The organism is Streptomyces sp. NPDC058678, assembly GCF_042714835.1.
Taxonomy (GTDB): Bacteria; Actinomycetota; Actinomycetes; order Streptomycetales; family Streptomycetaceae; genus Streptomyces.
In genome coordinates, this window is sequence record NZ_JBHXSG010000016.1 from 121,338 (window position 1) to 146,575 (window position 25,238).

The 25,238-nt window shown below is 66.6% G+C and carries 25 protein-coding genes and 1 pseudogene; 20 read left to right on the plus strand and 6 right to left on the minus strand.

Features of this window, described 5'->3' with window-relative positions:
- The first annotated feature begins 56 nt into the window (after positions 1 to 56).
- Complete coding sequence (locus ACFWWR_RS17365; protein ID WP_383871734.1) at positions 57 to 278, plus strand: hypothetical protein; 222 nt, start codon at positions 57 to 59, stop codon at positions 276 to 278.
- Positions 279 to 806: 528 nt separating this feature from the next.
- On the opposite strand, the pseudogene ACFWWR_RS17370 reads toward ACFWWR_RS17365, so the two are convergent.
- Positions 807 to 1,000 (minus strand): annotated as a pseudogene (locus tag ACFWWR_RS17370) (hypothetical protein); the annotation flags it as partial.
- Between the two features lie 92 nt (positions 1,001 to 1,092).
- Here ACFWWR_RS17370 and ACFWWR_RS17375 point away from each other — a divergent pair.
- Both ACFWWR_RS17375 and ACFWWR_RS17380 read left to right on the plus strand, forming a co-directional pair.
- Positions 1,093 to 1,476, plus strand: a complete 384-nt coding sequence (locus tag ACFWWR_RS17375; RefSeq protein ID WP_384304024.1) for a hypothetical protein — start codon at positions 1,093 to 1,095, stop codon at positions 1,474 to 1,476.
- A 1,460-nt stretch (positions 1,477 to 2,936) separates the two neighbouring features.
- The gene (locus tag ACFWWR_RS17380) at positions 2,937 to 3,638 is read left to right on the plus strand and encodes an HNH endonuclease (protein ID WP_307676325.1); all 702 of its coding nucleotides are present in this window, start codon (positions 2,937 to 2,939) and stop codon (positions 3,636 to 3,638) included.
- Between the two features lie 377 nt (positions 3,639 to 4,015).
- Here the strand turns inward: ACFWWR_RS17380 and ACFWWR_RS17385 are convergent, their stop codons facing one another.
- From ACFWWR_RS17385 to ACFWWR_RS17400, 4 genes are all read right to left on the minus strand, one after another.
- Positions 4,016 to 5,050 (minus strand): protein NO VEIN domain-containing protein, encoded by a 1,035-nt coding sequence (locus tag ACFWWR_RS17385; RefSeq protein ID WP_384304027.1) that lies wholly within the window; start codon positions 5,048 to 5,050, stop codon positions 4,016 to 4,018.
- 295 nt (positions 5,051 to 5,345) lie between these two features.
- Complete coding sequence (locus ACFWWR_RS17390) at positions 5,346 to 5,594, minus strand: hypothetical protein (protein ID WP_384304030.1); 249 nt, start codon at positions 5,592 to 5,594, stop codon at positions 5,346 to 5,348.
- 116 nt (positions 5,595 to 5,710) lie between these two features.
- Positions 5,711 to 6,157 carry a hypothetical protein gene (locus tag ACFWWR_RS17395; RefSeq protein WP_384304033.1) on the minus strand — a complete coding sequence of 149 codons (447 nt, stop codon included), beginning with the start codon at positions 6,155 to 6,157 and terminating at the stop codon, positions 5,711 to 5,713.
- 4 nt (positions 6,158 to 6,161) lie between these two features.
- The gene (locus ACFWWR_RS17400; protein ID WP_384304035.1) at positions 6,162 to 6,500 is read right to left on the minus strand and encodes a PadR family transcriptional regulator; all 339 of its coding nucleotides are present in this window, start codon (positions 6,498 to 6,500) and stop codon (positions 6,162 to 6,164) included.
- A 697-nt stretch (positions 6,501 to 7,197) separates the two neighbouring features.
- Between ACFWWR_RS17400 and ACFWWR_RS17405 the strand changes: the two genes are divergently transcribed.
- From ACFWWR_RS17405 to ACFWWR_RS17425, 5 genes are all read left to right on the plus strand, one after another.
- The gene (locus ACFWWR_RS17405) at positions 7,198 to 8,493 is read left to right on the plus strand and encodes an ATP-binding protein (protein ID WP_384304038.1); all 1,296 of its coding nucleotides are present in this window, start codon (positions 7,198 to 7,200) and stop codon (positions 8,491 to 8,493) included.
- A gap of 239 nt (positions 8,494 to 8,732) precedes the next feature.
- The gene (locus ACFWWR_RS17410; protein ID WP_384304040.1) at positions 8,733 to 9,899 is read left to right on the plus strand and encodes an AAA family ATPase; all 1,167 of its coding nucleotides are present in this window, start codon (positions 8,733 to 8,735) and stop codon (positions 9,897 to 9,899) included.
- A gap of 9 nt (positions 9,900 to 9,908) precedes the next feature.
- Positions 9,909 to 11,273, plus strand: a complete 1,365-nt coding sequence (locus ACFWWR_RS17415) for a hypothetical protein (protein ID WP_384304043.1) — start codon at positions 9,909 to 9,911, stop codon at positions 11,271 to 11,273.
- 459 nt (positions 11,274 to 11,732) lie between these two features.
- A complete protein-coding gene (locus tag ACFWWR_RS17420) occupies positions 11,733 to 12,968 on the plus strand; it encodes a helix-turn-helix domain-containing protein (protein ID WP_384304045.1) in 1,236 nt (411 codons plus the stop codon).
- A gap of 17 nt (positions 12,969 to 12,985) precedes the next feature.
- Positions 12,986 to 13,528 (plus strand): flavoprotein, encoded by a 543-nt coding sequence (locus tag ACFWWR_RS17425; RefSeq protein WP_384304047.1) that lies wholly within the window; start codon positions 12,986 to 12,988, stop codon positions 13,526 to 13,528.
- Positions 13,529 to 13,743: 215 nt separating this feature from the next.
- Here ACFWWR_RS17425 and ACFWWR_RS17430 read toward each other — a convergent pair whose 3' ends face one another.
- Positions 13,744 to 14,139 carry a GntR family transcriptional regulator gene (locus ACFWWR_RS17430; protein ID WP_384304050.1) on the minus strand — a complete coding sequence of 132 codons (396 nt, stop codon included), beginning with the start codon at positions 14,137 to 14,139 and terminating at the stop codon, positions 13,744 to 13,746.
- 646 nt (positions 14,140 to 14,785) lie between these two features.
- Between ACFWWR_RS17430 and ACFWWR_RS17435 the strand changes: the two genes are divergently transcribed.
- The 12 genes from ACFWWR_RS17435 to ACFWWR_RS17490 all read left to right on the plus strand — a co-directional run bounded on the left by ACFWWR_RS17435 (position 14,786) and on the right by ACFWWR_RS17490 (position 24,828).
- Positions 14,786 to 15,043 (plus strand): DUF6284 family protein, encoded by a 258-nt coding sequence (locus ACFWWR_RS17435; protein WP_384304052.1) that lies wholly within the window; start codon positions 14,786 to 14,788, stop codon positions 15,041 to 15,043.
- Positions 15,040 to 15,573 carry a hypothetical protein gene (locus ACFWWR_RS17440; RefSeq protein WP_384304055.1) on the plus strand — a complete coding sequence of 178 codons (534 nt, stop codon included), beginning with the start codon at positions 15,040 to 15,042 and terminating at the stop codon, positions 15,571 to 15,573. The genes ACFWWR_RS17435 and ACFWWR_RS17440 overlap by 4 nt, the downstream gene beginning before the upstream one ends.
- Positions 15,570 to 16,577: a DUF2637 domain-containing protein gene (locus ACFWWR_RS17445; protein WP_384304057.1), complete on the plus strand. Its 1,008-nt coding sequence runs from the start codon at positions 15,570 to 15,572 to the stop codon at positions 16,575 to 16,577. The genes ACFWWR_RS17440 and ACFWWR_RS17445 overlap by 4 nt, the downstream gene beginning before the upstream one ends.
- 30 nt (positions 16,578 to 16,607) lie before the next feature.
- Positions 16,608 to 16,916, plus strand: a complete 309-nt coding sequence (locus tag ACFWWR_RS17450; RefSeq protein WP_384304102.1) for an RRQRL motif-containing zinc-binding protein — start codon at positions 16,608 to 16,610, stop codon at positions 16,914 to 16,916.
- 93 nt (positions 16,917 to 17,009) lie between these two features.
- Positions 17,010 to 17,240 carry a hypothetical protein gene (locus tag ACFWWR_RS17455; protein ID WP_384304060.1) on the plus strand — a complete coding sequence of 77 codons (231 nt, stop codon included), beginning with the start codon at positions 17,010 to 17,012 and terminating at the stop codon, positions 17,238 to 17,240.
- A gap of 89 nt (positions 17,241 to 17,329) precedes the next feature.
- The gene (locus tag ACFWWR_RS17460) at positions 17,330 to 18,910 is read left to right on the plus strand and encodes a hypothetical protein (protein ID WP_384304063.1); all 1,581 of its coding nucleotides are present in this window, start codon (positions 17,330 to 17,332) and stop codon (positions 18,908 to 18,910) included.
- A 1-nt stretch (position 18,911) separates the two neighbouring features.
- Positions 18,912 to 21,011, plus strand: a complete 2,100-nt coding sequence (locus ACFWWR_RS17465) for a hypothetical protein (protein WP_384304066.1) — start codon at positions 18,912 to 18,914, stop codon at positions 21,009 to 21,011.
- A gap of 234 nt (positions 21,012 to 21,245) precedes the next feature.
- Positions 21,246 to 21,554: a hypothetical protein gene (locus ACFWWR_RS17470; RefSeq protein ID WP_384304069.1), complete on the plus strand. Its 309-nt coding sequence runs from the start codon at positions 21,246 to 21,248 to the stop codon at positions 21,552 to 21,554.
- An 88-nt stretch (positions 21,555 to 21,642) separates the two neighbouring features.
- Positions 21,643 to 22,329, plus strand: a complete 687-nt coding sequence (locus ACFWWR_RS17475; RefSeq protein ID WP_384304072.1) for a class I SAM-dependent methyltransferase — start codon at positions 21,643 to 21,645, stop codon at positions 22,327 to 22,329.
- Positions 22,326 to 23,216: a bifunctional DNA primase/polymerase gene (locus ACFWWR_RS17480; protein ID WP_384304075.1), complete on the plus strand. Its 891-nt coding sequence runs from the start codon at positions 22,326 to 22,328 to the stop codon at positions 23,214 to 23,216. Before ACFWWR_RS17475 ends, ACFWWR_RS17480 begins: the two co-directional genes overlap by 4 nt.
- Positions 23,213 to 23,566: a hypothetical protein gene (locus ACFWWR_RS17485; protein ID WP_384304078.1), complete on the plus strand. Its 354-nt coding sequence runs from the start codon at positions 23,213 to 23,215 to the stop codon at positions 23,564 to 23,566. The genes ACFWWR_RS17480 and ACFWWR_RS17485 overlap by 4 nt, the downstream gene beginning before the upstream one ends.
- A complete protein-coding gene (locus ACFWWR_RS17490) occupies positions 23,563 to 24,828 on the plus strand; it encodes a DUF3631 domain-containing protein (protein WP_384304080.1) in 1,266 nt (421 codons plus the stop codon). Before ACFWWR_RS17485 ends, ACFWWR_RS17490 begins: the two co-directional genes overlap by 4 nt.
- Positions 24,829 to 25,238: the final 410 nt, after the last annotated feature.

Consider the following 25,238-nt stretch of genomic DNA (forward strand, 5'->3'; position numbering starts at 1 on the left):
GCCCGGTCACCGGCGTTCCACGACAGCTCCAGCAGCCGACGAGACAGGAGAGCCCCATGCGCGGCCCGACCACCCACCCGGAAGCCGGCACCGCACCAGACCTGCCGCGGACCGACGACACCGCACGCCCCGACCCCGAGGCGTCCCCCGAACCGGTCCCCCACCGGCATGCGGCCCTCCTCAATCCCCTCACCCACATCCTCGGCATCTTCGTCGGAGCGGACCCGCGCCACACCGAACGCTGGACCTCACCTGATCCGAGGGGAGGGAGGCGCTGAGCGATGACCTGCCATGTGCGGTGTTCCTCACGACCGTTGGGTGGCCGGCACGGGTGTTCTGTCAGATATCTCCCAAGCGATCTCCAGGAACCAGTCAGGGACCCGACCCGCGATGCGGATCAGGCCCCTGACTGGTAGTTCACGTCAGGTACGGCTGCGAGTCGGGTCGGGTAGTCGGGTCGGCCGACTCACCGCGAGCCGACGCGCCTTGTCGAGGTCGACCACCTCGCCGCCGGAGTCGGCCGCCATGTCTCGGCTTCGAGGCGGTGGAAGAGTTCGTTTTCGTCGTCGGGGTGCTTCACTGAAGGTTCCTTCAAGGGGAGGCAGGGCGGGGTCCGGCCGTCGATGTAGGAGGTGGGCGGACGGCCCCCGCACGGCGGTGCTACGGGGGTGGCATGGGGAAATCCGAGTTCAGGACGCGGCCGTGCAATTGGTGCGGCAAGCCGGTGCAGCAGCCAGAAAGCCGCTGGCGAAGGCGGCGTTTCTGCAGCAAGGCACATCGCCGCAGGAACCGAATCCTGGAGGCTGTCACGGAGTTCTTCGACATCCTGTAGGCCAGGCAGCGCACGGTTCCTCGGGGTAGGCGCGGGGCACGCGCATGCCGAGCGAGGTGGGGATGACGTACCCCGCGTCGGTGCGGCACTGCGGGCAGGTGCGGCGGGCGCGTCCCGCTCGCCGGGCGTCATCATCCGGACGGGCTTGGCGCGGTCGACGCGGTAGAGACACCTCAGGCGCTTGTCGCGTCAAGTCGGTTGTCGGGGGCGGTCGAAGAGGCGGGTGCTCCTGTTCTGTGAAGTCGTGGCACGATCGAGGCGTGGAGAGTCCGGATCCCGCGTCGCGCCGTCGCCTCCTGATGGAGGCGCTCACCGTGTTGGCGGCGCCTGCGCCGGCCCAGACGGCATGGCTGGAGAAACACGGCGTCGTGACGGACGAGATCGCCCTCGACTTCGATCACGCGTTCCGCATGGCCGAGCGCCTGGTGGAGGAGGGACTCCTCAGCCGTGGTGCACTACCTGACCTGCGGATGATCGATTCGATCTTCGATGAGATGACCCGCGACGAGTCCCCCGACCGGTGGACGACAGCGGCTCTGATCAACGACGCCGGGTGGGGCCAGGCCCGCGGGCTGGCTCAGCAGGTTCTGACCCGTGAAGGCGTGGACACCTCGGTGCTGCCAGACATCTGTGTTGTCCGGTAGCGCACCTTGGTGGCTCAGGCCGCTGCCGTCTGTGAGGCGCCGCTCCCCTCGGGAAAGGCCACGGTCCGTCATGGGTTCGGTTGTGCTGCAGGCAGTGGTAGAGCCGGCCGATCATGCGATGGACGAGGTTGCGCTGCGCGGCGGCGTGCCAGTCTCCTGGCCCCCTGTTCGGCCCCCCGAGCACGACAGAGGCCCATTCGCGATCACGCGAATGGGCCTCTGACCAGCGTCGGGGTGGCGGGATTTGAACCCACGACCTCTTCGTCCCGAATAAGGTCAGGGCAAGATCCGCACTTGACCTCGTTGGTGTTTGAGCAGGTCAGGCCGTTGGTATGGCTTGGTCTCACCGGGGGCTTGGGAGGCAACGGGAGAAGATCTTCTCCCAGATTTCTCCCAAGCCCGTAGGGAGTGGGTCAGGGTCAGATCGGCGGATTTACAGACCGCGGGCACTGCAGCGCCTGACCATGGCTTACTTCTGGACCACCGCCCGGTACCCCACACGTGCCCCGCGGGAAGCAGTCGCTGTAGCCCTTGCGGCCTCCCCCATCCGAGGCAAGAACACTGCGCCGCGAGGGCGGCGGGTGGGGCGCCGCGCTGCAGGTCGCTGACACGCCCCCTCCCGCCGGCTCGACCATCGGCAGCAGACGCGATTCGCCAGTATTCGCCACCCCTCACGAGGCCCTGACCAGCAAAGTTATAAATGATCACCGCTGAAACTGCATCGCGCCATGCCTGACGCCATGGGTCCGCAACGGCTTCCGCCACCTTTTTTGATCATGAGAAAGTGGCGGACTCTTGATGCCCGGGGCGCTTTGCGGTTTCCTCGTCATAGAGCCGAGAAGCTCCAGCTTTGCGCAGAGAGCCTGGCTCCGGGCGGCATCCCGGAGCCAGGCTCACCTGCGGGGCGTCAGGCGAGTCCGACCGGATTGGAAGCGGCCGGGCTCGCTTGTCGCCCAACCAACCGTCCGGACTGCCCCTGGCGCATCACGTAAAACGCTCCACGCACCCCGCGATGGCAGTGATCGCCGTGAGGATCAGCGCTGCCAGCTGAATCCAGTCCGGTAACTGGCCCCGCCTGCGACAGCGCCTTCGCCGTGTCGATCGCTCCATCAGACCCGATCTCCCATCTCTCAGCGTTCCCAACGGAGTTGGGCGCCCGCTCGGTGCGGCGGACGTGCATGGAGAGAGATGCTTCGAGCCCATCGCAACTTAACGGGTACTCCAGTAGCGCAGCCCCCTGGTTCAAGGGTGGCGAATGTTGGCGAACAGACGCGTCTGCTGCCGAACTTTTGACGCCCCGCACGCAGAGCAGGCAACCAACCCACGCACCTTCCCAAGCGGGATGCTGCGCCGAACATTGCCGCACAATGCGCCAGCGCTTGACGATGGGTGCGCCGGATGCAAAGATCTTCACGTCCGGCGCCTCGCAAGGGGGCACCGGCAGGGGAGGAATGAATAAATTGACCACCGCTGTACGCAGGACGTCCCTGGTAAAGGTCGCCGAGTTCGTGGCTTCCAAGGGGGTGGGCGGCAAGTTCAGCAAGTTGGAGCTGTTCGAGGCAGTCCCGGACGTCTCACAGGCCGACCGCCGTATGCGGGACCTCCGGCCGATGGGCTGGAAGATCGACAACTACAAGGTCAACCCGAACCTCAAGCCGGACGAGTACCTCGTCCGCGAGATGGGAACGCGGGTCGACCTCGGCGAAACGCCGCCGAAGACCATCCGCAAGAACATCACCGGACCCAAGCGCCGGCGCATCCTGGAGCGCGACGGCCACATGTGCCAGGTCTGCGGAATCCGCGCCGGACAGGAGTTCCCGGACGCCCCCGGCCGCACCGCCGTCATGACCATCGGCCACATCGTCCCGGTCAACCGCGGCGGCCAGAACGTCGATGACAACCTCCGCGCCGAGTGCCAGCGCTGCGGCGACGAGTCCCGCGACATCACCGTGGACCCGCCCACGGGCCAGCAGGTCCTTACCCACGCCACCCGCGGAAGCCTGAAGGACAAGCGCACCCTCTACGGCTGGATGCAGGCCGGACGGCGTACCCCCTCTGACATCGAGAAGGTGTTTCAGGAGTGGTCCCGGCTGCCCGGAGCCGAACGCGTGCAGGTCATGACCGCACTGGCCGAGCAAGTCATCAAGGAACTCGAAAGCTAATGGCCGCCGCGCCTGGCAGGCAGTTGAGCAGTACGGCCGCCTGCCAGGCGGTGCCGCAAGGCGCAGTCACTCCGGCCCGTGGGAGCCTGCCCCGAGAAGCAGGCGGTCTTGTCAGTCCCCTGCGGCACACTGGCCATATGCGTGCACCCAGAGCCCAATGTCCTATATGCGGCCGCTCAGTGGCCCTCATGCCGACACGACGGCCCGGCTACGGGACCATTCATGATCACAAGAAAGACCGCCGCTCACTCATTCTGTGCGCAGGCAGCATGCAGCACATGGCCCTGTCCGAGGCGCTTGTCTGGCAAGACGCCCTGCCCGGGACCAGCGAGGAACACGAACCGGCACCCACACTCTTCTGACAGCACACAGGACGGCTACCGCTGTGGACGCTCTGCCTGTCCGCCCCCCGGCAGGGGATAGCGGTAGGCGGTAGCCACAAGCTCCTCACGTCTCGGCGTCCAGTCCGCCCACGTGCGCCAACGCCCGCCATGGCAGCGGAGGTTGTCGTCGAGCTCGACCTGATCTATCACTATGAGGTTGGTGCTGACACCTTCGGCGTGACGGACCTCGCCTTCGGTGAGGTCAATTGCCTCGCGGCTGGTGGTACTGCCCTTCACCTCTATGTGCGTCTCCGTTCCGTCTCTTCGGACGGTGATGTCCCATGGCGAGCGATCACCCACGTCCTCGACCTCGAAGCCCAGCGAGCGATAGTGATCGAGCACCAGATCCATCGCGTACCGTTCCACGGCCCGTCGCCGCCGGGCGTCTTGCTGGCGGCCGTACCCGGTGGATCCCGCCGACTTGACCCGGGAAGCGGATGGACGGTCAGGTACTTCTGGTTCGTGGGGTTCAGAGATCGCGGTCTGGCGCAGTTCCAGAAGCTCAGGAAGGTGTTCCACCAAGGCCCGGGGAAGTTTGGTGAGGTAGCCCTGTGCTGCCCGAAGAGGCCGAGTCTCAGACAGGGCGAAGGGGAAGTAGACCGGGCCGTCGACTGACTCTGCGAGGTGGTCCCGCAGGGACCGGATACGCGATTCGATCTCACGCAGACGTGCCTGTGTGACCGGCTGCTTCAACTGCCGGTACCCGCCGAGCGGTGCCTGCCAGGCTGCCTCTGGTCCTGACGCATTCCGTTGCCGGCCGTAGGTGCCCCGACTCTGCCAGGTGATGGTGGATGCGAAAGGCTCGCCCAGTACGTGGGAGTAGCCAACGACGCCCGGCCCGTGGTTCTTGTCCCAGTGCAGGACGAGGTCACCTGGCCGCACCTCACGGACGAGGGCGTACGACCAGTACTCCACGCCCTGGTCGTTGACCTGCGGTGCAAGCAGATTGGTGCCGATGTCGTCGCGGTTTGTGATCTCCAGCCAGTAGCGTTCGCTCGGATCTCGTCTCCACCACCGGTTTACAGGCATGCCCCCACCCTGGTTAACGACTCGGCTCGTTGCCGATCATGCCAGGCACATCCACTGCCGCGAAGCCGAACGCAGCCGCGGATGCATCCGAACGCACCACCCACCACCGCAGATGGGGCGGAGTGGGAAGCCGGCGGATTTACAGTGGGCACCGCCCGACCATCTCACCAGCGAGTTCACTCAACAGCGTGGTCACCGGAGGACATCTGGGGGAATCTGACCGACAGGGCCAACAAGCAGGAAGCTCCCTCGGGAGTGCGCCAGAACACCCTGTCTGAGTGGGGCCACCGGGTGGCTATCCCCTCGGGCGAGCGCGGGACCGGCTGATGATGATGGCCGCGTCGCAGATCATCGCCACCATGCCGATGACGGACAGAGGCCAGGTGGCATCCTGCGGGATGTATTGCCAGGTAATGCCAGCGCTGATGGCGCCCGAGAGAGCGAAGCCGGTGCCGGGCCAGTAGCGCAGGGGGATGGTCAGGGCACGTCCCGGTTCGGGTCCGGGTTCCCTGCCGGAGTTGGGCATGGGATCCTGGTGGGACATCGGGTGATCTCCTGTCTGGGGGTTCCTGGTGGTCCCGCCGCTTCCACGGTTCCTAGGCCGAGAGGGAAGCGGCGGGCGGCTTTTGCGGGGTTTCCGCTGCGCTGTCGTACTGTCGTTTATCCGGCGCGCTGCCGTCGCGCTTGGCGCAGGGTCCAGGCCAGGTGTGGGCCACTGCGCAGCGCGACACGTAGCAGGAAGGCGACCTGCGTACGGAGCGGCCGGGATCCTAGGTCGACCCACTCCGCCATCCACTCTTCGGTCCAGCGCTCGCGGTCCTGCGCCGGCAGCAGCAGCCCCAAGGCATTGATGGCTGGCCGACCCCGTTCGGCACGGACGGTGACCTCGATCCCGACGCTGATCAGCTTCGTAGCCAGCACCGCAGCTCGGGGTTGGATGAGCTCTTCCTCCTTGGCGTCAACTGTTACGGCCTCCGCCTCGTCATCCCGAAGAAATTGGAGGTCAGGATTAGGAGGGCTCGGGAGCTCAGAGAGGCCCGCCAGCTGGGGTTCTTCTGCCGCTTGATCATCATCGTCGTAGTAGTCGCCCGAGTCGTAACCACCCACGGTGTCACCGCCCCTCTGCTGCCGGGCGGAGGCGGGCTGACGTTTGACCTCCGTTGTAGGCCTGAGCAAGTGCTACGCGCGCGCACTCGGCGCCACCTTGGGTAAAGCGGTAGTAGCGGCGGCGCGGCCGGGGCGGGTCGGTCTTTTCGATCTCGCTCTGGTCTTCCCAGAAGGATTCGAGCCAGCCGGCACTCTCAAGCCGGGCGAGGATCGGATGGATCGTGCCGGTCGGCAGCCCTGCTGCGTCAGACAGCTCGAGTCCGTACCGAGCCTTCGCGGGAGTTTCGAGCAGGGTCCGCAGCACCAGTTGCGTCTGGAGCGTCATTCGCGGATTCTTGGCCATGTCAAAACTCTAGTATGGCTACGACCTGCGACGCAACAACGACGCGGACTCCGCTTCAGCAGGCATCGGTTGCGCGTACTGCGTGCTGGCGCAGGCAGGGCTCGCCGCGTTCCGGCCTCCGCCCGCTACCGGTACTCATGCGGGGACCGCGCTACTGCACGTACTCGCTCACACATGGCCCAGCGCCTTCTGTACGGCGAGACGAAGTGAAGACGCCGCGTGGGTCGACACCCGCTTTAGGAGTTCTACCGACTGGGCTCCCCGGCTGGGTTCCGAGCTCATGGCCGCGCCTGGCGAGTCCCCTGGGAGGCGCCCGAGACTGATCCAGTGCGCCGACGTTGCCGTCAGAGTTTGCCGTCACGACCTCTTCGTCCCGAACGCGATCACTAGTCTCCCTGACCCTCCCAACCGCCGCGCGGGCCTGTGGGTTGTTCGTGGTGCTCGTCCGTGGGCGTCCAGGGCCGTCTTCGACTCCTCGCAGCCTTTGGCCCCCCATTTGGCCCCCAGGGCAGGGTGCTGAGCGGGCCCGTGTGCCACAGGTTCGTATGTGCTGAGGCTGCGCATCCGCTGATGGAATCGACGAGGGAGTGCGTTGAGGCTACGACTGGAGCTGGCGCGAGAACCCAGCGACCAGCCCAGACAGCCGCCCAGGCGGGGGAAGTGGCGAAATAGCCTGTGGCGAAGGCAGCAGGGCGGGATGCTGATCGTCATGCCGAATCTCGCACACCCGCTCTTCAGCGCTCCCGTCGACAGGGTCGACACCGCGATGGTCCGTGATTTCCTGGCGCTGGAGTTGGAGGAGAGCTTCACCCTCGACTACAAGCGCAACATCGACGGCGCGCCCGACACCGTCGCCGCCATGGCCAACACCTACGGCGGCATCGTCCTCATCGGCGTCGACGCCCATCCCAAGGACAAGAACCTGCTCGGGGAGCTCGTTGGAGTGAAGGCGATCGACAAGGACCGACTGGTCAGCAAGATGGCCACCACGTTTGATCCGCCTGGTTGGACGCCGGACGTCATCCCGGTGACTGTCAGCGACAAGCTCCTTCTTGTGGTGCGAGTTGACCCGGGCAGCGTGCCACAGCCGCTGTTTCACCAAGGCGTTGTCAGGGTCCGGCTGGATGGTCGCAACATTCCCGCCGACCGCCGCCTAGTCCACGCTCTCTTCCAGCAGGCTGCCGACCCGGTTCCTGCCTACTCCAGTGACCCACGCTTCGCCCCTGAGCACCAGCGAGGCACCTATCAGATGTACGGCGTTCGACCGGCCCCCGACCTAGTCATCCGTGCCGCGGCATCTCGGCCGCTGCGGAGGGACGCAGCCAGGCTTCGGCTTCATGGCACGACAGTTGATGCGCTCATGCGGTCGCTGAGCGATCCGGGCCACGCGGGCTCTTACAAGCTGCCGGAGCGACTGCATGCGTTCGTCCGGCGGGTGGACGCCCAGCAGGATCAGCGGCCATGGACGATCGACCCTTCGCACGGGCACGGCCGGTTCGTCCGGCTCTCGGCCGGCCATGACTCCCCGGCCCGTGAGCAACAAGCCCGCCTACGATTTCAGTGCACTGCCGTGTTGGCCAACGGTGGCAGCAGCCTTGACGTCCTCTTCGACCTGCTGTTTTGGACCGGTGGCCAACTGATCGCGAACGACTTGTGGGTGCAGGCATGCTACGAAGCGGTGCGCGCCCTGGTCCGGCATGCGTTGCCCACCCTCACGGGGGAACTACTCGGCACAGCCGCGATGCCCACGCCGCCCACCGAGCTGCACATCGCCTCAGCTAAGGAGCAGGATGTGCTGACGCTGGAGGAAACGCTCAACACCAGTTTGCTCGGGCAGCGGACGGGCGCCGGGCTCTTGCGCCGCGGTAGCGAGTACTTGCCACAGGACTTCATGGCAACCGGCGACCTGCCGAGTGCAGTCACGGAGGCTCTGCGCAACATCGCCCTTGACTGGCGATTCCTCCACCCGAATTTCCCGGCACTTCAGGACTGATAACCTCCGCCACGAAGAGAGAGCTATGCCACGCGAAAGCGTCGAATCTGCCGGGTCTAAATTCTTGATGCATTGCGAACTGGTCATGCCCAGGGCACAGCTTCCTCGAATCGCAAGTGCTGTTCCCTATTCCCCCGCCTCGGGGTTCTTGCACCTTTCCGGGAAACGGTGCCGACTTCGGGATCCACTTAGGAATTAACTTGAACCAACATGCTGTAAATGCAGGGAAGCCTCGGACGGTGGCCCGCGTTAGCCATATCAGTGAGGACGGACGAACAACATACCTGGAACTCAGGGACGGACGTACTGCTACGGCGGATCATGTGGAGCCCTTTGCACAGGTCGGTGACATTGTATTTGTCGATCCCGATGACGGATCGGTCGATTCAGCACCACGCGACCTCTGGAGAGAAGACACATGGGTCGGCGTAACCAAACTAGTGGCCGGAGATAGGGTCGTAGTCGAGATCGGAGGCCGTTTGCGCCTATTTCCGCTCCCATCAGATAAAACTTTTCGTGCAGGCCTCACCGTAGAAGGAACGGATTCAGATGGAATCTTGGGAGTCCTTTCAGAAAAAGCGATCAAGTTCCTCGACGAACCTACAGAAGATGCCCTTCCAGAGCGTTTTATTGTGCCACCCAATGAACGGCTGTCATTCGATGATTTTGGCGGTTATGGAGAAATCGTAGCGAGGGCCCGTGAGTTGATCGAACTTCCTCTAAAATTTCATGACGCTCTGAACGCGATTGGTGCGAGACCAATTAAAGGGGTCCTATTCTCTGGCCCGTCGGGAACCGGTAAGACTCTACTGGCGAGAATTATCGCCAACCACGCTGACGCCACTTTCTATGCAATCAACGGGCCGGAGGTCCTCAGCAAATGGTATGGTCAAAGTGAGGAAATTATCCGGCGGATTTTTGAGGATGCCAAGCGGCGTGAACGTGCCATTATCTTTTTCGATGAGATTGACAGTCTCGCATCCCAGCGCAGCGATGAGTCGCATGAGGCGTCCCGACGAGTCGTCGGGCAGCTGCTGGCGCTCATGGATGGATTTTCGCCGGACACTAACGTAATGGTCCTTGGCACCACTAACCGCCCGGGAGACGTTGATTCTGCGCTGCGTCGACCGGGACGCTTCGATTGGCATGTTGATTTCCCAATCCCGAATAAAGAAGACCGAGAGGAAATTCTCTCAACATCGGGAAGGAAGCTGAAAATTCAGGGGGATTTGTCCCATCGTTGGGTCGCAGAAAAGACGGAATCGTGGACCCCTGCCGAACTTGCAGCGATCTGGACGGAGGCTGCGCTACTTGCGGTCTCTGAAGGGCGCAATTCGCTGCGCGATGAGGACTATGTTGGCGGATTTGAACGAGTTGCTAAGCAGCGCAGGGGCACGAAGGGATGATCTCAGTTGATGCAGCGCTTCAAGGTATGGTTCAGGCTCAAGATTCTTCGTCGTGGAGTTCGCGAAATGAAACGCCTTCGCGAGTTTATCTATCTTGACGAAGTGAGTGTTACGAGCCTGCTGGCATCCATCTTGGGGGCAATCCCCAGTGAAATCACGGAAAAGCTCACGAACTCCACGCGGTCAGAGATTAGTGGGGGTGGGGAGTATAAGGCGAGTATGGCAAAAGTGAATGCCGGGGTGAAACGTGAGATCACTCGTACGAGCGACTACCAAGTGCTACGGAAGGCGTCAATCCAGGCTACTTTTAGGGACCTATATGCAAGGCTTGAGACATCTCTAGTTCTGCGATCCGGCCCCTTGCCAGAACTGAAACCGGCAATGCTACGAAAGATTCGCCATTCCTCGACCGGTAGCTCAGGTATTTCCCCCTGGATCGTCGATGGAGCGAGCTTGAAGCGGGGGCAGCTTCTGGAACTGCAAGTTGAGCTACGCGCCGATGCCATTTTTCGGACGAGTACCATCATCTCGAGCATGACCAATATTATTGGTCAGTCGCCTGCCCTTGCAGCTGAGGTAGACACGCACGAAATGAGGACTGCGATTGAAGTCAACGGCTTCATTCAGGAATTGATGGCCGGGCTGATCCCGATTAAATGTCGAGTTCTTGACTATGAAATTTCCAATGTCAATGGTCGGAACTTTCTCGTTCATAGCGACCTCTTCCCAGAACTTCCGGTAGCTTATCGGCGTATCCGAAAACCCCTTCATCTAGTTGGTGTCGTTGAGGAGGCGCTATTCTGGAAAGACATCAGGCGAGTTCTCTTTTCGAGCTCACCAGTAAAGGTGCTGTGCCGAGTGGGGCGCGACGGGGTTCAGGACTCGTGGAGTCCGGTCAAGCTTGTTGATGTACTCAAGGAAGTTATTCCCGACATGGAAAGCGCGATGGATGACTTTGGTCCTTCTGCGCTTAGGGCGATGACCGGGGGGGTGGATGACGGTCAGGACGTGTCACAGCTTCGTGAGGCGGCGCTGAACCGGTACGGTGAACTTCTTGTCGATTCCCAGGGAGAGACTATGCCTGGGGGGCTGCGGTCGCAGATTGAAGTAATTTCCTCTGCGAGAGCTTCCCAGTTGGGTTCTGTCGCCGCTAATCGCCTCGCGTTCCAGGAAGTCGCGGAATGTGTATCGAGCGGTATTGCATGTCAATTCTCTCCAGACGATCTAGCCCGAATGCGTGGCCAGTCGCTAGCTCAGTTTGGCCTCATGGTGGATGGCAGTCTTTCAGTTCGGCCTGCAAATTCTAGTGGTCGTCTGGATGGCGACATTGATGGGAATTTCATTGACGCTGAAATCGTGGCGATCTATTGGTAGTTGAAGTCACGCAAAATCCAATATCGCTTGATGTGGCATCCATCGAGTCGACCGCCCCCGCCATGTCGCCCGCCTCTGTCATCAGGTGGATGACTGCTATGAGCGCAGCCCTGCCCCGACCGGGCTGGAGGCGGGGCGTAGACAGGCGCGAGGGGAGCGGAGCGAGCCGCCTTGATGAGGTGGGGAAAGGCTTTACCACGCTGAGAGTGCACATTGCGGCTCCTCCATGGGTTCCTGCCACTGCGTCTGCCAAGGGGCACCCGCTGGCCGGCTAGCCCTCCCAGGCGCTTCCAGTCCCGAAAAGGCGAGATCAGAGACCCTGACACTCTGTCCGGGTCTCTTTGCTGTGGACCCGTCACGCTCGTACTGGCTCCGATGGTGAGCAAGGTGAACTACCCGACCTCGTCACCGGCTCTGTACCGTGAAACGGGCCCCCAACCAGCCAGGAGGCAACACGCAATGCGTGGTCTTGGAGATCACCTCAGCATCGGCGAGCGGATCGCGTTCTATCGCAAGCGCCGCGGCTACACCCAAGAGGTCCTGGCTGGACTGGTCGGCCGAAGCACCGACTGGTTGGCGAAGATCGAAACGGGGCGCCGGAAGCCGCCCCGCATCGACATGCTCGCGGAGCTGTCGCGCATCCTGCGGGTGCCCCTCGGGGACCTGCTCGGCCAGACCGTACTCATGGAGGACGAGAGGCAGCAGGACGACGTGCCGGCCGTCCGCGACGCGCTCATGAGTCCGCGCCGGCTGTCGCGCTTGCTCTTCGGCCGCGAGGCCGAGGTGCAGCTCCCGACGCCTGCCCCTGTGGCTGTACGTGTGGAGCAGGCATGGGACGACTACCAGGATGGTCGACTCGGCAGCGTCATCGCCGCTCTTCCCGCGCTCCTTCAAACAGCGCAGGAGCTTGAGGAACGAGCGGCACGCGGTGGCGAGGACCGCAGCGACTGCTGGGCGGTATCGGCTCGTACGCACCACCTCGCAGCAACAACGCTCGCGAAGATCGGTGAGTCAGACATCTCATGGCTGGCTGCCGAGCGCGCAATGCGCGCTGCGGACGAGTCGGACGACCCGCTCGTATTGGCGTCAGCCGCGCGGTCCGGTACACACGCCCTACTGGCAAACGGCCGGTACGACGACGCGTTGGAGCTGGGCAACACGGCGGCTGCATGGCTGTCGTCTCGGGTCGCTGAGAACGACCCGGCAGCGCTGAGCTTGCTGGGGATGATTCACCTGCGCGCCTCTGTCGCGGCGGCACGCCACCAGGACCGGCCCACCGCGACGGGCTTGTTGGATCGCGCGGAAGAACTCGCGGATGACCTCGGGTCGGATAAGAACTACTGGCACACCGGCTTTGGGCCCACGAACGTCCTGCTTCACCGCCTGTCCGTTGAACTGGACCTGGACAACGTGTCGTACGTGGTGGAGCACGGGCGGATCAACGTGGAACACATGCCGCAGGAGCGAAGCGTCTCGCACCGGATCGACTTCGCTCGCGCACTGTCGCTCGCTGGACAAGGCGATGAGGCATTCACGGAACTGCGAACGGCTGAGCGCACATCGCCGCAGCTAGTACGCAACAATCCCAGGGTGCGCGAGACACTGCGGGACCTCATCAAACAGTCACCGGTCACCGGCGGGTCGCGTTCGTCGGAGGTGTTCGTGATGGCCCAACGGTGCAGGGCGGTGCAGTGAGGTCAAACAAGCGCGGGGTGCTCGGAGTCGTCGGGTCTGCGGCTGGAGGCGTAGAGACAATGCGCACCGGTCTCGTTGAGCCTGCGATGGAGCGGGGATGGCAGGTGGCCGTCACGCTGACTCCGACGGCGGGTCAGTGGCTGCGGCTGAGCGGCGAGGTGGAGAGGCTGGAAAAGCTGACCGGTCTCCCCGTACGGGACGAGCCGCGGTTGCCTGGCGACGCCCGACCGCACCCGCCGGTTGACTGCTACGTGGTCGCCCCCGCGTCGGCCAACATGGTTGCCAAGCTCGCGGCGGGCGTTATGGACAACCAGGCACTGACGCAGGTGGGCGAGGCTATCGGCACCCTCGGTTTGCCCGTCGTCGTCTTCCCGCGGGTGAACGCCGCGCACGCTCGCCATCCAGCATGGCAGCGCCACATCGACACGCTCAGGGCTGGAGGCGTGCACGTCGTCTACGGCCCGGACGTGTGGCCGCTGTACGAGCCGCGGGACGCGCCGGCGGGACGCGACCTCCCATGGTCAGCAGTGCTGAACGCAGTGGACCAGGTCACTCAATGACGGATCGTCAACCACCTTGACCTGCAGGAAAGAGGACCCGGACACATTGTCCGGGTCCTCTGCCGTTCCCGGCCACATGCTCATTGGCATGTCAGGGATCAAGGAGCGAAGCGGCGAACTGGAAGGCATGACTCCTGCTGAACTCGCTTTGATCGAAGCGAGTTTGAGCGAGGCGCGCGTCAAGGTCGAACGACTGCTGAGGCGCGCGACCGAACTCACGGCGACGGTGGAATCTCGCTACCCACAAGCCGCTCAAGCCGATCTAGACGCTCACCGAGCGAGGCGAGGGCGTCATGGATCGTGCTGAGCTCTGCCGACAAGGCAGTGAATGCCGGGCTACTTCCCGGCTCGGTGCCGAGGGGTACAGCAGGATCGCGGACGAACGTCCCGCGGCCCTGCTGAGTGAGAACCAACCCCTCGTCGCGGAGCTGACCGAACGCGCTCTGGACAGTCATGAGCTGCACGCCAAGTTCCTTGGCGAGCTTGCGAGCTGCTGGGAGCTGGTCTCCAGGGGCGTACTCGCGCTCGGGGCCCGTGATCTTCTCGCGGTACTCCGCTGCAATCTCCTTGGCCGTGGGTGTCTGCCTGGGCGCTTCGGGGCTCTGGTCCATGGCTTCGAGAGTAGCCGGACCTAGGTCAATCTCTGATCCTTCGGCGGATCTGCTTGACACTCAGATTGACATGGGTCAATCTGAAGTGGAGACAGGACGGGAGGCCCGGAAGGGCTTCACCGGCTGCGTCTGAAAGCGCTTGACCTGCACGAACGCCTGGAGGGCTCCGTGAAACGGGCTCGAAAGAAGCGACGGTTCTTTGACAACTCAACAGCGTTCTAGATCGACGGGGTGCAATTCCCCGTCCCCGTGACGACCGGGTGAAGTTCGTCATTGGCGGCCACTTCCCCGTGCACCGGCTCTGGAGAACATCCCGGCGGATCAACCCTTCATTTCTGGAGGTCAGCCCTTGGGATGCCACCTGGTGTACGCCGCCCTGCTGGCGTCAGAGCAGTGAACGATGACGCGCCCGATCCACCGGCTCGGGACGGGCCTGCTGCGGCAAACAGCAGGCCGGTGAAGCCGGTCCGCCTCCGCAGCGCGGATCTCCGTTGCGGTCGGTTGCCTCCTCCGTCCGTCCGGCCCACATGGTCGTACGGGCGGGGCTGAGGGGAGCCGGAAGCCCTGGTTTCCAACGGTGCGCGGCTCCCGGGTGGCACCCCGGGAGCCGCTGAGGGCCGTTCACCCATGAGAGGAACACGACCCAATGGACCACATCGTTACTGTTCAGGAGGCTGTTACCGCATTCGCTCCGTTCATGGAGCCTACGGATGCGGAGCTGGACGCTATCGAGGCTGAGGCGCCGCTGATGGACGCGGAGCTGGAGCTGCTGGACGTGCAGATCGCGCTGTTGGACCGGCCGGCGTCCGTGCTCGGTGAGCGGCGGCTGCGTCGGGCGGCGAACAAGGTGCTGACCGCGCGGCGTGAGGCCGCCAACCGTGTTACGACGGGGGAGGCGGCATGATCCGCATGGTCACCGCGGCCCGCCTGGACCGGCTGGAGGCCGACCTGAGCGCGGCTCGCGAGCACGCCCGGCAGGCCAGCGCCGCCGCGAACGAGGCGTTCGGCGAGCACGTGCGGGAGCTGTTCGCCGTCATCGACCGCGCGGAGCGAGCGGAGGCGACCACGTCCGAGGTGGGCGTACTCCTGTCCCTCGCGATGGAGGAACTCGCCGCCGCGCAGAAGGAACTCCTCCTCAACGAAGTCGCCTTTCGCCGGCTGCGTCAGGAGCTGGAGGAGGCGCGGCAGCCGGGCCGGGAGTTGACGCTGCTCATGCACTACGGCCGGCCGCACACCATCTACCGGTCCCGCGAGGACGCCTACGCCGACACGGCGACGCACGGAGCGCCGGTCGGCGCCCGGTGGGTGCCCTCCGGTGAAAGCCCGGCAGCCGAGTGTGAGTGGCGGGCTGAGGCGTTCATTCGCGACGCCGCGGCGCAGGGGTTCCGCCGGGCGTTCATGCCCGCTCCGGAGCCGGTCGGGGGTGGCGCGTGAACGCTGTTCATATCCGTTCAGCGGAGCGGGCGTTGTCGGTGGGCACGTGGTTGATCGTGTTCGGGGCGATGCTCTACTCGGTCTTGACGGTCACTCCACTGATGGCCAAGCACACGGCCGATCGGTGGGACTGGACGGCTCCGATCCTGCCGCTCGTGGTGGATGCCGCGGTGGTCATCGTGGTCAAGCTCGATGACGTGCTGGCCCGGCTGGGCGGGCACGGCGGGCGGTGGCCGGTGGTGCTGCGGTGGATGACCGGGCTGATGACGCTCGCCCTCAACACCGCCGACTCCGCATTGAAGAACGACCTGGTCGGCATGGCTGTCCACGCGGTGGCGCCGCTGCTGCTGATCGTCACCGCGGAGACCGGACTCGCCTACCGGCGCGCCATCGCCAAGGCGGTCAGCGCCCTGGAGGCGGCACAGAAGGCAGAGCGCGAGCAGGCCGAACACAAGCAGCGGGAGCGGGCTGAGCGGGCCCGTCAGGAGGCGCGCGAAGAGCGCGAGCACGCCGCGGCGCTGGCTCGTGAACAGCGTGAGCATGAAGCCTCCTTGGTCCGTGAGCAGGCGGAGCGTGAGGAGCGCCGGGCGCGTGAGGAACGCGAGTTGCTGGCGGCTCGCGAGGCTGCGGAGCGGGCCGAGCGTGAACGGCGTGAACGCGAGCGTGAACAGCGTGAGCACGAGCGCGAACGCCGTGAACGCCACGCTCGCGAGCAGGCCGAGAATGAGCGCCGCGAGCGGGCGGAGCGGGCGGAGCGTGAACAGCGGGAGCGCGAGGAGCGGTTGACGCGTGAACGTGAGGCGTTGCTGGCGCGCGGGCCGGCGGCGGGCAAGCTGCCCGAGGATGAGGCCCGGCGGATTGCGGCAGCCGCGTTCGAGACGGGTCTGTCGGTCCGGTCGGCTGCGGAGCTGTGCGGCTGGTCGGTCGGTTGGGTATCGGCCCGCTACGCCGAACACCGCGACCCCTCCACCAGTGGGGCTGAGCTGGCCATCGCGAGCAACTGATGGCCAGCATCCCGGGTCTACTCCTGGCGCCTGGCTCCGGACGGTCTGGCCACGGTCCGACAATTGCGGGCGCGCGGCCTGCGGCCCGGCGGTCAGGACGTCACCGCGCAGATCGAGCGCCCGCGGTATCGCCGCGGCCCGCTGGTCGCCTACCTGTACGAGATCGACAAGGCCAAGCCCGTGCGGCCGATGACGCCCGCGAAATGGGCGGCCCTGGCAAAGGCCAACACCGCGCGGCGCACCTGCCCCGAGTGCGGGCGGGATGCCGGCTACGTCATCCCCACCTCGCTGGGCATGTGCGTGCCCTGCGCCTACCCCGAAGAGCAGCGCGCTGCCTGAACACCCCACAGGAGTTCGAGTGAACGACGCACGTTATCGCGCCTCACCGCGGGCGCTGTCGCCGTCAGTGCGGCTCTGGCCATCGTGATCGGCGTGCAGCTGTCCGGCTACGGCGTGCCCGTCTCGCTGCTGCTGGCCTGCTGCCTGTCCTGCACGGCCACGTTCTCCAGTCTGCTGTTCCGCGTGATCGGCGCCTGGTCGACGACCACGCACCGCTGCACGCGGCCCGGCTGCGACTTCACCGTCAGCCTCACCCGCACGGACAGTGCGGACAACCGGCGTTGGCGGGAGATCGCCGCGCACCACCCGCACCGCACTCACTGAGCTGCGGATACGCCCTGATTCGGCGGGCCCGGCCACCGCCTCCTACAGCAACCGGCCGGGCCCTACTCCCCTGAAGGAGTGCTCACAGCATGACGGAACTCAGCACTGAGCCGGTAGCCGTACCGGCTGCCCCGATCACACCGCCCCCGCCTCCTGACACCCCGCCCGCCACGGCAAAGGACGTGAAGGAGGTTGAGCACACGCCCGGCGGGTGGCCCATCGTGCCGCTCGCCCTGTCCGGGGCGAACAGCACCGTGGGTGCGGTCGCCGCCGCGTCCCTGGCCGGTGGCCCGATCGCCGCGGCGGTGGCAGCTACCGGCATGGTCGTGCTCGGCACGGTCGCCGCCGCCCGCTCCCGCAAGCCCAGCACCCGCCGTGAGACTCGCCGGTCCGCGGCCCGCACCGCCGGTCGTAATGCTGCTCGCACCGCGGGGCTACGGAGCGCCGGTTCGGGCGCCCGCGGCGGCTCCGGAAGCCGTTCAGGTGCTGCTCGTGCTGGTCGATCCGGTGGCCGGTCGGGCAAGGTGCCCGGCCAGGACCGCCGTAGCACCGCCCCGGCCACAGGTCACCGCAGCGCCGCAACCAGCAATAAGGCGCAGGGCAAGGGTGGTCACGGCGCGGCCAGGCATGCGGTGAGCGCGGGTAGGGCTGCGGGCCGGGTCGGGCAGGTCAAGGCGCTGCGTGCCGCGCAGAAGGCCGCGGCAGGTTCGCGCGGCGGACAGCGGGCACAGACCACCACCGCGCGGCGCGCGGTCGCTGACGCCCGGCGCAACGCTAAGGCCGCGGCCGGCAACGCACGGTCGGGCAAGCGCCCTGGTCTGGCAGGCCGTTTGACGGGCGGTGCGGCCCGTAAGGCACGTGCCGCGCGGGACGCTGCGGTTGCCAAGCAGCGTGCCCGGCGCGACGCCAAAACCGGCGGCACCATCGCAGCCAAGCGCGGGCAGGTCCGTAAGGCCCCGGCCCGCAAGGCAGCACGCCAGGCACTGCGCCGTTCCGCGGCCCGCTTCCACGGCCGCCGTCTGCTGGCCGCGCTGCTCGCACTGCCGGCCGGACTGCTCGGCTTTCTGACCAGTCCGATCGGCCGCAAGTTCGGCATCCCCGCCCTGATCCATCCCGGTCGGCGTCTGTTCCGCCGGATGGCACAGACCGCGGGCGTGCAGCGCGTGGGCCGGGACGAGTCAACGCGTAAGACCCTGCGCGAGCGGGAGGACGCCGCCGATGCGCAGGCCAATCAGGACGGTACGCAGGGCATCGCGGACAGCGTCCAGCGCCCTGCGGTGAAGGTTCCCACCAGCACGATCCCCGAGGTCACTGAAGGAGAGCACGTGTCCGGTTTCCGGTTCGAAGAGGCCGCTGCCGAGATGGAGCAGGCCGCCAATCAGTACGACCCCGAGAACGCCATGGAGATCCTCGCCATGATCGAGGGTCTTCCGGAGGCGCTGACCAGCGTGGCGAACGTGATGAAGATTCTCGGTGAGCGCTCCGACAACGAGTTCCCGCTGGAGAAGGCGGTCGCGGAGACCTTCCGGGACTGCTTCGGCGCGGTGATGGCCGCGGTCTCCGTGGCCGAGGAAATGGGCCCGATCTTCCGCCGGCAGCACGAGCAGGACATCGCCCGCCACGAGGACCCCCGCAACGGACCCGAGGCAGAGAAGGGCTGGAACGTCTGAGATGAGCACCGCCACCGCCAAACAGCAGCAGGGCAGTGGCCCGGTGCTGGACTGGGCTGCCGGTCACGGACCCGTGACCGGCGCCCTGTCCGCGACCACCGGAGCCTTCGCCGTCGCCGCCACTGGAGCGGCCACCGCCATGCCGCCCGGCTGGACGTTGGCCGTGGGCGCCGCTGGCGCCCTGGGACACACCGTGGTCGGCCTGCGAGTACGCAACGCCGGCCGCACCCTGGCCACCCGCGCCGCCTCCTGGCTCGTGGGAGCAGGCTGGACCACGTGGGCCATGACGAACGGACCGCTCACCTGGGCTGCGCTCGGCTCGCTGGCCACGATCGGTGTCGGTATGGGCGCCGCCGCACGATCCGCCGGGCTGTACGAGGAGGCGCGGGAAGAGGAGGCCATCGCTGTCGAGCAGCGGCAGATCGCGGCGGAGTTGTCCGCGGAACGCCGTGCGATCGCCGCGGAATGGGTCGACCGCATCCAGCGCGTGTGCTCCATCACCGTGCGGGTGCTGGGGGTGGAGATGTGGGAGACCGGTGCCGGATTCTCCATCGACGCGGAACTCCCGCCCGGCGGCGCTACCTGGTCCAAGATCGCGGGTGAGTCCGCGCGACTGTCGGCGGACGCCCGTCTGCCGCACGGCTGCACCGCCACCGCCTCCCCCGGCATCGACCAGGGACGGGTCATCATCGACGTGACCACGGTCAACGTCCTGGAACAGGAACGCACCTACCCCGCCGACTACAGCACCCTGTCCGTGCTCACCGGTATCCCGTGGGGCTACCGCACCAACGCCTCCCAGATCCTCACCTACCTGCGCGAACAGTGCGCCCTGATCGTCGGCCCGACTGGCTCGGGCAAGACGAACATGGTGCACGCGATCCTCGCCGGGTTCGCCCGCACCGACGACGTCCTGACGTGGGTGATCGACCTGAACGCCGGCTCGGCCGGCCTGCCGTGGGTGCTGCCCGCGCTGAACGGGGAGATCGTGCGCAAGGACGGCAAGCCCGTGCGGCCCGGTATCGACTGGCTCGCCGGCACATTCGACGAGGCCATGACGATGCTGGACACGGCCGTGCGCGTGGCCAAGCAGCGCAAGATGGGCTACCAGGATCTGCTGTCCAAGGCGAACACGGACCTGTTGCCGATCAGCCCGCGGATCCCTCAGATCATGCTCGTGATCGACGAGGGCGCGGAGATCCTGGCCAGCCCCGACCGGCAGATCCGCAAGCTCGGGGAAAAGATCCTCGAAGTGATCCGGATCGCCCGCGCCATGGGCGTGCGCACCGTGCTCACCGCGCTCGGGGCGACCGGCAGCGTGCTGAGCAACCTGATGATCCGCCGGGAAGCCAAGGTCCGCGTCGCCCTCACCGGTGGCGAGACCGAGGGCATGGACCTGAGCAAGATGTTCCCCGGCACCCGCGGCCTGCGCGTCGACCAGGCCCCGCACAAGGGCGCCGGGTTCATGGGCACCCCAGAGTCCCCGGCCGCGCTGTTCAAGGCGTGGCGGATCCTGCCAAACCAGATACGGGAGATCATCGCCGCCACCTCCGACCGCCACCCCACGCTGGATGCTGTGTCCGCCAAGGCAGCCGGCCCCGCCTACGCGCGGCGCTGGGACGCCGAGCGCACCGCATGGATGCGCGACCAGGTGGCAACGGACGATGCCGCCGACTCGGCACGGAGCGTTCCGGGGGCGACGCTTCGACTGTCCGCGCTGAACCATCAGTCGGAGTCGCCGGAGGAGGAGTTGGCGCGGCGGTTTCGTGAGGAGATCGACGCGCAGTTCGGCACCGCACCCGACCCGCACACCGCCGCTGAGAGCGACGGGCCGGACCATTCGGCCGGACTGAACCTGTCGGCGCTGCGAGGCGAACAGGACAGCCCCGCGCAACAGGCCGCGCTCGCCGCGCTGCTCGCCGCCGGACGGGAAGGCACCGGAGCATCCGCGATCGCCCGCGCGCTCGCAGACGCGTACGGCACGACCCGTCAGACGGTCGTCGGCTGGCTGAAAACGTGGGTGCAGGACGGCACCGCCGTACGGGTCGGTGAGGGCACCAAAGCCCGCTACATCCACCGTTCCCACGCGCCCGGCACCTGATCACTTGTTGCTTGTCGCCCCCGCTTCACCACGTGTCGTCTGAGGGGCCCGTGGGGCCCGGATACGGCTTGTGACCTGGGAGGCGACAAGCGACAAGACAAGACAAGCGACAAGCCAGACGACAAGCCGCACGACAAGAGAGACGACAAGCAACGCGACAAGCACAGCATCCATCCGCACGGGCCCGCGCCACCTGTCGGCGCGGGCCCGCGGCACATCCCGAGGGAGCCAGAAATGAGCCAGCACCTCCCGCCCGGCCAGATAGCCCCGCACATCCCGGCCGACCTCTACCAGCGCGCGCAGGCGACCGGACAGCCGGTCGTGTTCGTCGTCAACGACACCCCGCCCGCCTTCCAGTGGCGGCGCATCGTCGTCCCGTTCGCCATCGCGGGCGCGGTCGTTGCCGGCGGCTGGGGTCTGGTCGCCGCCATCTGCTTCCTGCTCGATGCCGCGGCCCACACCTTCACCGTCATCGCCGCCGCGGCCGGACCCATCGGCGTCGGCGGCATCACGTTGAAGCTCGCCCGCTCCAAGAGCACCTAGCTACGCCAAGGGCGGCCCCCTCGTCTCGCCAAAGTCGCGGGGCCGCCCTTGCCAGCCAGCATCCATCAAAGGAACTGGAGACCCCAGGATGACGCAACCCGCCATCATCCGGCGAGTGCGCGGCAGGCGCCCGCGCTTACTGGACCTGTACTGCAAGCAGGGCGGCGCGGCCAAGGGCTACGCCGACGCCGGGTTCGACGTGACCGGCGTCGACAAAGACCCCCAGCCCCGCTATCCCTACCGCTTCGTGCAAGCGGACGCCATCGCGTTCGTCCTCGACCGCGGGACGGAGTTCGACTTCATCCACGCCTCACCGCCCTGCCAGCACGACACCGACTGCCAGCGCATCCAGGGCAACGACCACCCCGACCTGATCGCACCCACCCGCGCCGCCCTGGAAACCACCGGGAACCCGTGGGTGATCGAGAACGTCGGCGGCGCCGCCCCGAAGCTGAACGACCCGGTGATGCTCTGCGGGCCGATGTTCGGGCTGGAGACGTACCGGCACCGGTTCTTCGAGACCGGAGCAGGCTTCCGCCTCGAACAGCCCGACCACCCGCCGCACCTGGTACCGCAGGCCAAGATGGGCCGGCCCGTCCCGCCCGGCTACTACGGGCAGTTCGTCGGCAACTTCTCCGGCGTCCCCCTCGCCCGCCGCGTCCTCGGAGTGCGGTGGATGAACCGGGACGGCATCCGCGAGTGCATCCCGCCCGCCTACGGCGAGTGGATCGGCCGCGCATTCCTCGCCTCCCGCACGTTGGAGGTGGCCGCATGAACGCGCACCTGCTGAATGCAGCACTGGAGGCCGCTGAGCGTGGCTGGCACGTCTTTCCCCTCCGCCCGGGCACGAAGCGGCCCGCGCTGCATGGCGAGGTTGCCTGCACGCGTACTGGGGTGTGCGAGGACGGGCACCGCAAGTGGGAGCAGCGCGCCACCACCGACCCGGACCGCATCCGCGGCACCTGGGAGCGCGCGCCGTTCAACGTCGGTATTGCCACCAGCCCTTCCGGGCTCCTGGTGGTGGATCTCGACCTGCCGAAGGGCAACAGCAGTGGGGACGCGCCTTGCGGCGCGGCGACCTTTGGAGCGCTCTGCGAGCGCACCGGACAGCCCGTCCCTGCCACCCGCCGGGTCCGGACCGCGAGCGGCGGAGGGCATCTGTACTTCGCCGCCCCGGCCGGCATCCGGCTGGCCAACACCGCGGGCAGTCTCGCCCCGCTGGTCGACACCCGCGGCTGGGGTGGCTATGTCGTCGGAGCAGGCAGCATCACCCCGGCCGGCCCGTACGCCGTCACCGACGACATGGCTCCCGCGGAGCTGCCCGCGTGGATGGTGCGCCTGTTGGAGGAGCCCGAGCCCCGGCCGGTCGTGCCCTTCGCGTGGCCCACGATCAGCGGCAGCCGCGCAGCCACCGCCGCTTTGGAGCGCGAATGCCGGACGGTGCTGGCGGCGCCGGAGGGGGAGGGCAACATCACGCTCAACCGGTCCGCCTTCAAGGTGGGGCGCTTCGTCGCGTGGGGCGACATCGCCCGGCACGTGGTGGAGGGAGCCTTCCAAGGGGCGGGAGAGGCACGCGGGCTCACCGCTGCCGAGTGCCGCGCCACGATCCGCAGCGCTCTGGACAGCTCCATCCGCAAAGCCCGGCCCCGGGATGCGGCATGAACACCCCACTCCCTCCCCCCTTGGAAGGCCAGCAGACAGCCACGACCGGCCCGCAGGACGCCGAACAGGCCACGCCTGAGCAGGCCGTGTGCGAGCCGAAGGGCGTCGCCGAAGGCGTCCCCACTGCTGTTCTCCCTGACCCGCACCGGGGCGACGGCCGGTACCCCGTCGCGTGGCTGCACATCGTCGCCCCGCGTGGCGCCGTCCCTACGGCCACCTCGAAATGCCTGTGCGGCCGTGACCGCAGTGCCATCGGCCACAGCAAGGTGCACGCCCTGATCGCCGACCACGAAGCACACCGCGACACCTGCCCGCTCCGCACTCCCCAGGAAGGGAGGACCGCCGCATGACCAGCACCAACACGCCCGGCCCGTCCATCGACGGAGCCGCGCTGCTCGACGAGGTGGAAGCCTTCCACCGCCGCTTCAACGTCTTCCCCACCGAGCACGCGTACACCGCCGTCACGTTGTGGGACGCGCACGCCCACCTGATCGAAGCGCTCGACGGCACCGCCCGTATCGCCTTCCTGAGCCCTGAACCGGGCTCCGGGAAGTCGCGGGCATTGGAGATCATCGAGACCCTCACGCCGCGAGCTGCGACCACCGTCAATGCCTCCGCCAACGCCCTGTTCCGGCTGGTAGCGGCCGACGCAGGAACGCCGACGCTGCTGTTCGACGAGATCGACACCGTCTTCGGGCCCAAGGCCGGCGGGAACGAAGAGGTCCGCGGGTTCCTCAACTCCGGCTACCGGCGCGGCGCCAAGTCCCTGCGCTGCGTCGGAGAGGGATCCGACCAGAAAGCAGGCTGGTTCGACTCGTTCTGTGCGGTCGCCATGGCCGGACTCGGCTCGCTGCCCGACACGATCCTGACCCGCTCCGTCATCATCCGCATGCGCAAGAAGGCGCCCAACGAGAAGTGCGAGCCCTACCGTCGCCGCGTCCACGAGAAGCAGGGCCACATCCTGCGTGACCGGCTCGCGGAGTGGACCGCCACGATCCACGAGCAGATCGCGGACGCGTGGCCGGACATGCCCGAGGGTGTCTCGGACAGGCCGGCTGACGTGTGGGAGCCGCTGCTGGCGGTTGCGGACGCGGCCGGCGGGCACTGGCCCGAGCGGGCCCGTGCCGCCTGTGTCGCGCTCATCAAGGCCGCTTCGCAGGGCGATGAGGCATCCCAGGGGGTGCGCTTGCTGACGGACCTGCGCGACAAGGTGTTCTGTGGTGCCGACCGCATGCCGACCGCCGCAATCCTCGAAGTCCTCCTGGGGCTTGATGACGCCCCGTGGGCCGACCTGAGCGACGACGGACAGAGCATCAAGCCACTCACCGCGCGCGGTCTGTCCAAGCTCCTGAGCCAGTACGTGCGCCCCGACAACACCCCAATCAAGCCCCGCGGCATCCGGGTGGGCAGCGGCACTCCGAAGGGCTACTACGCGGAGGACCTCAGCGACGCGTGGACCCGCTACTGCCCCCCGCACCCTGAGAAATCCGCAACATCCGCAACGTCCGCAACACCGCAGGTCAACGGGGGTGAATCTGTGGCGGATACCCCTTCTGAGGCCCGCCACATGTTCGAGGAAACCGACACACGCCAACTCCGCATCGCTGGCTGACCAGCTACGCCCGAAGGTCCCGCCGCGCCGCCCCGCGCGGCGGGACCTATCCGCAACAGAAACGGCATCCGCCACAGACTCAAGCCGCTGACCAGCAATGTTGCGGCGTGGCGGATGTTGCGGATTCCCCAGAAGGCCAAGACGACGTGTGGTGAGGAGCCGTGAAGGTGCAGAAGGAGATCGGACTCCCCAAGAGCTACTCGGCTGCCGACGTGGCGGCAGCCCTGGGGTGCTCGGAGTGGTGGGTCAAAGAGCAGGCCCGACGCCGACGAATCCCCTTCATGCGGAGCGGAAGTGGCTACCGCTTCACGAACGATCACGTAAAGGAGATCTTCCACATTCTTGAGGAGCGCCCCAGCGAGGACAGCCCTTCCGAGGGCAACGCGCCCACCCCTCGCCGTCGCGCTAAG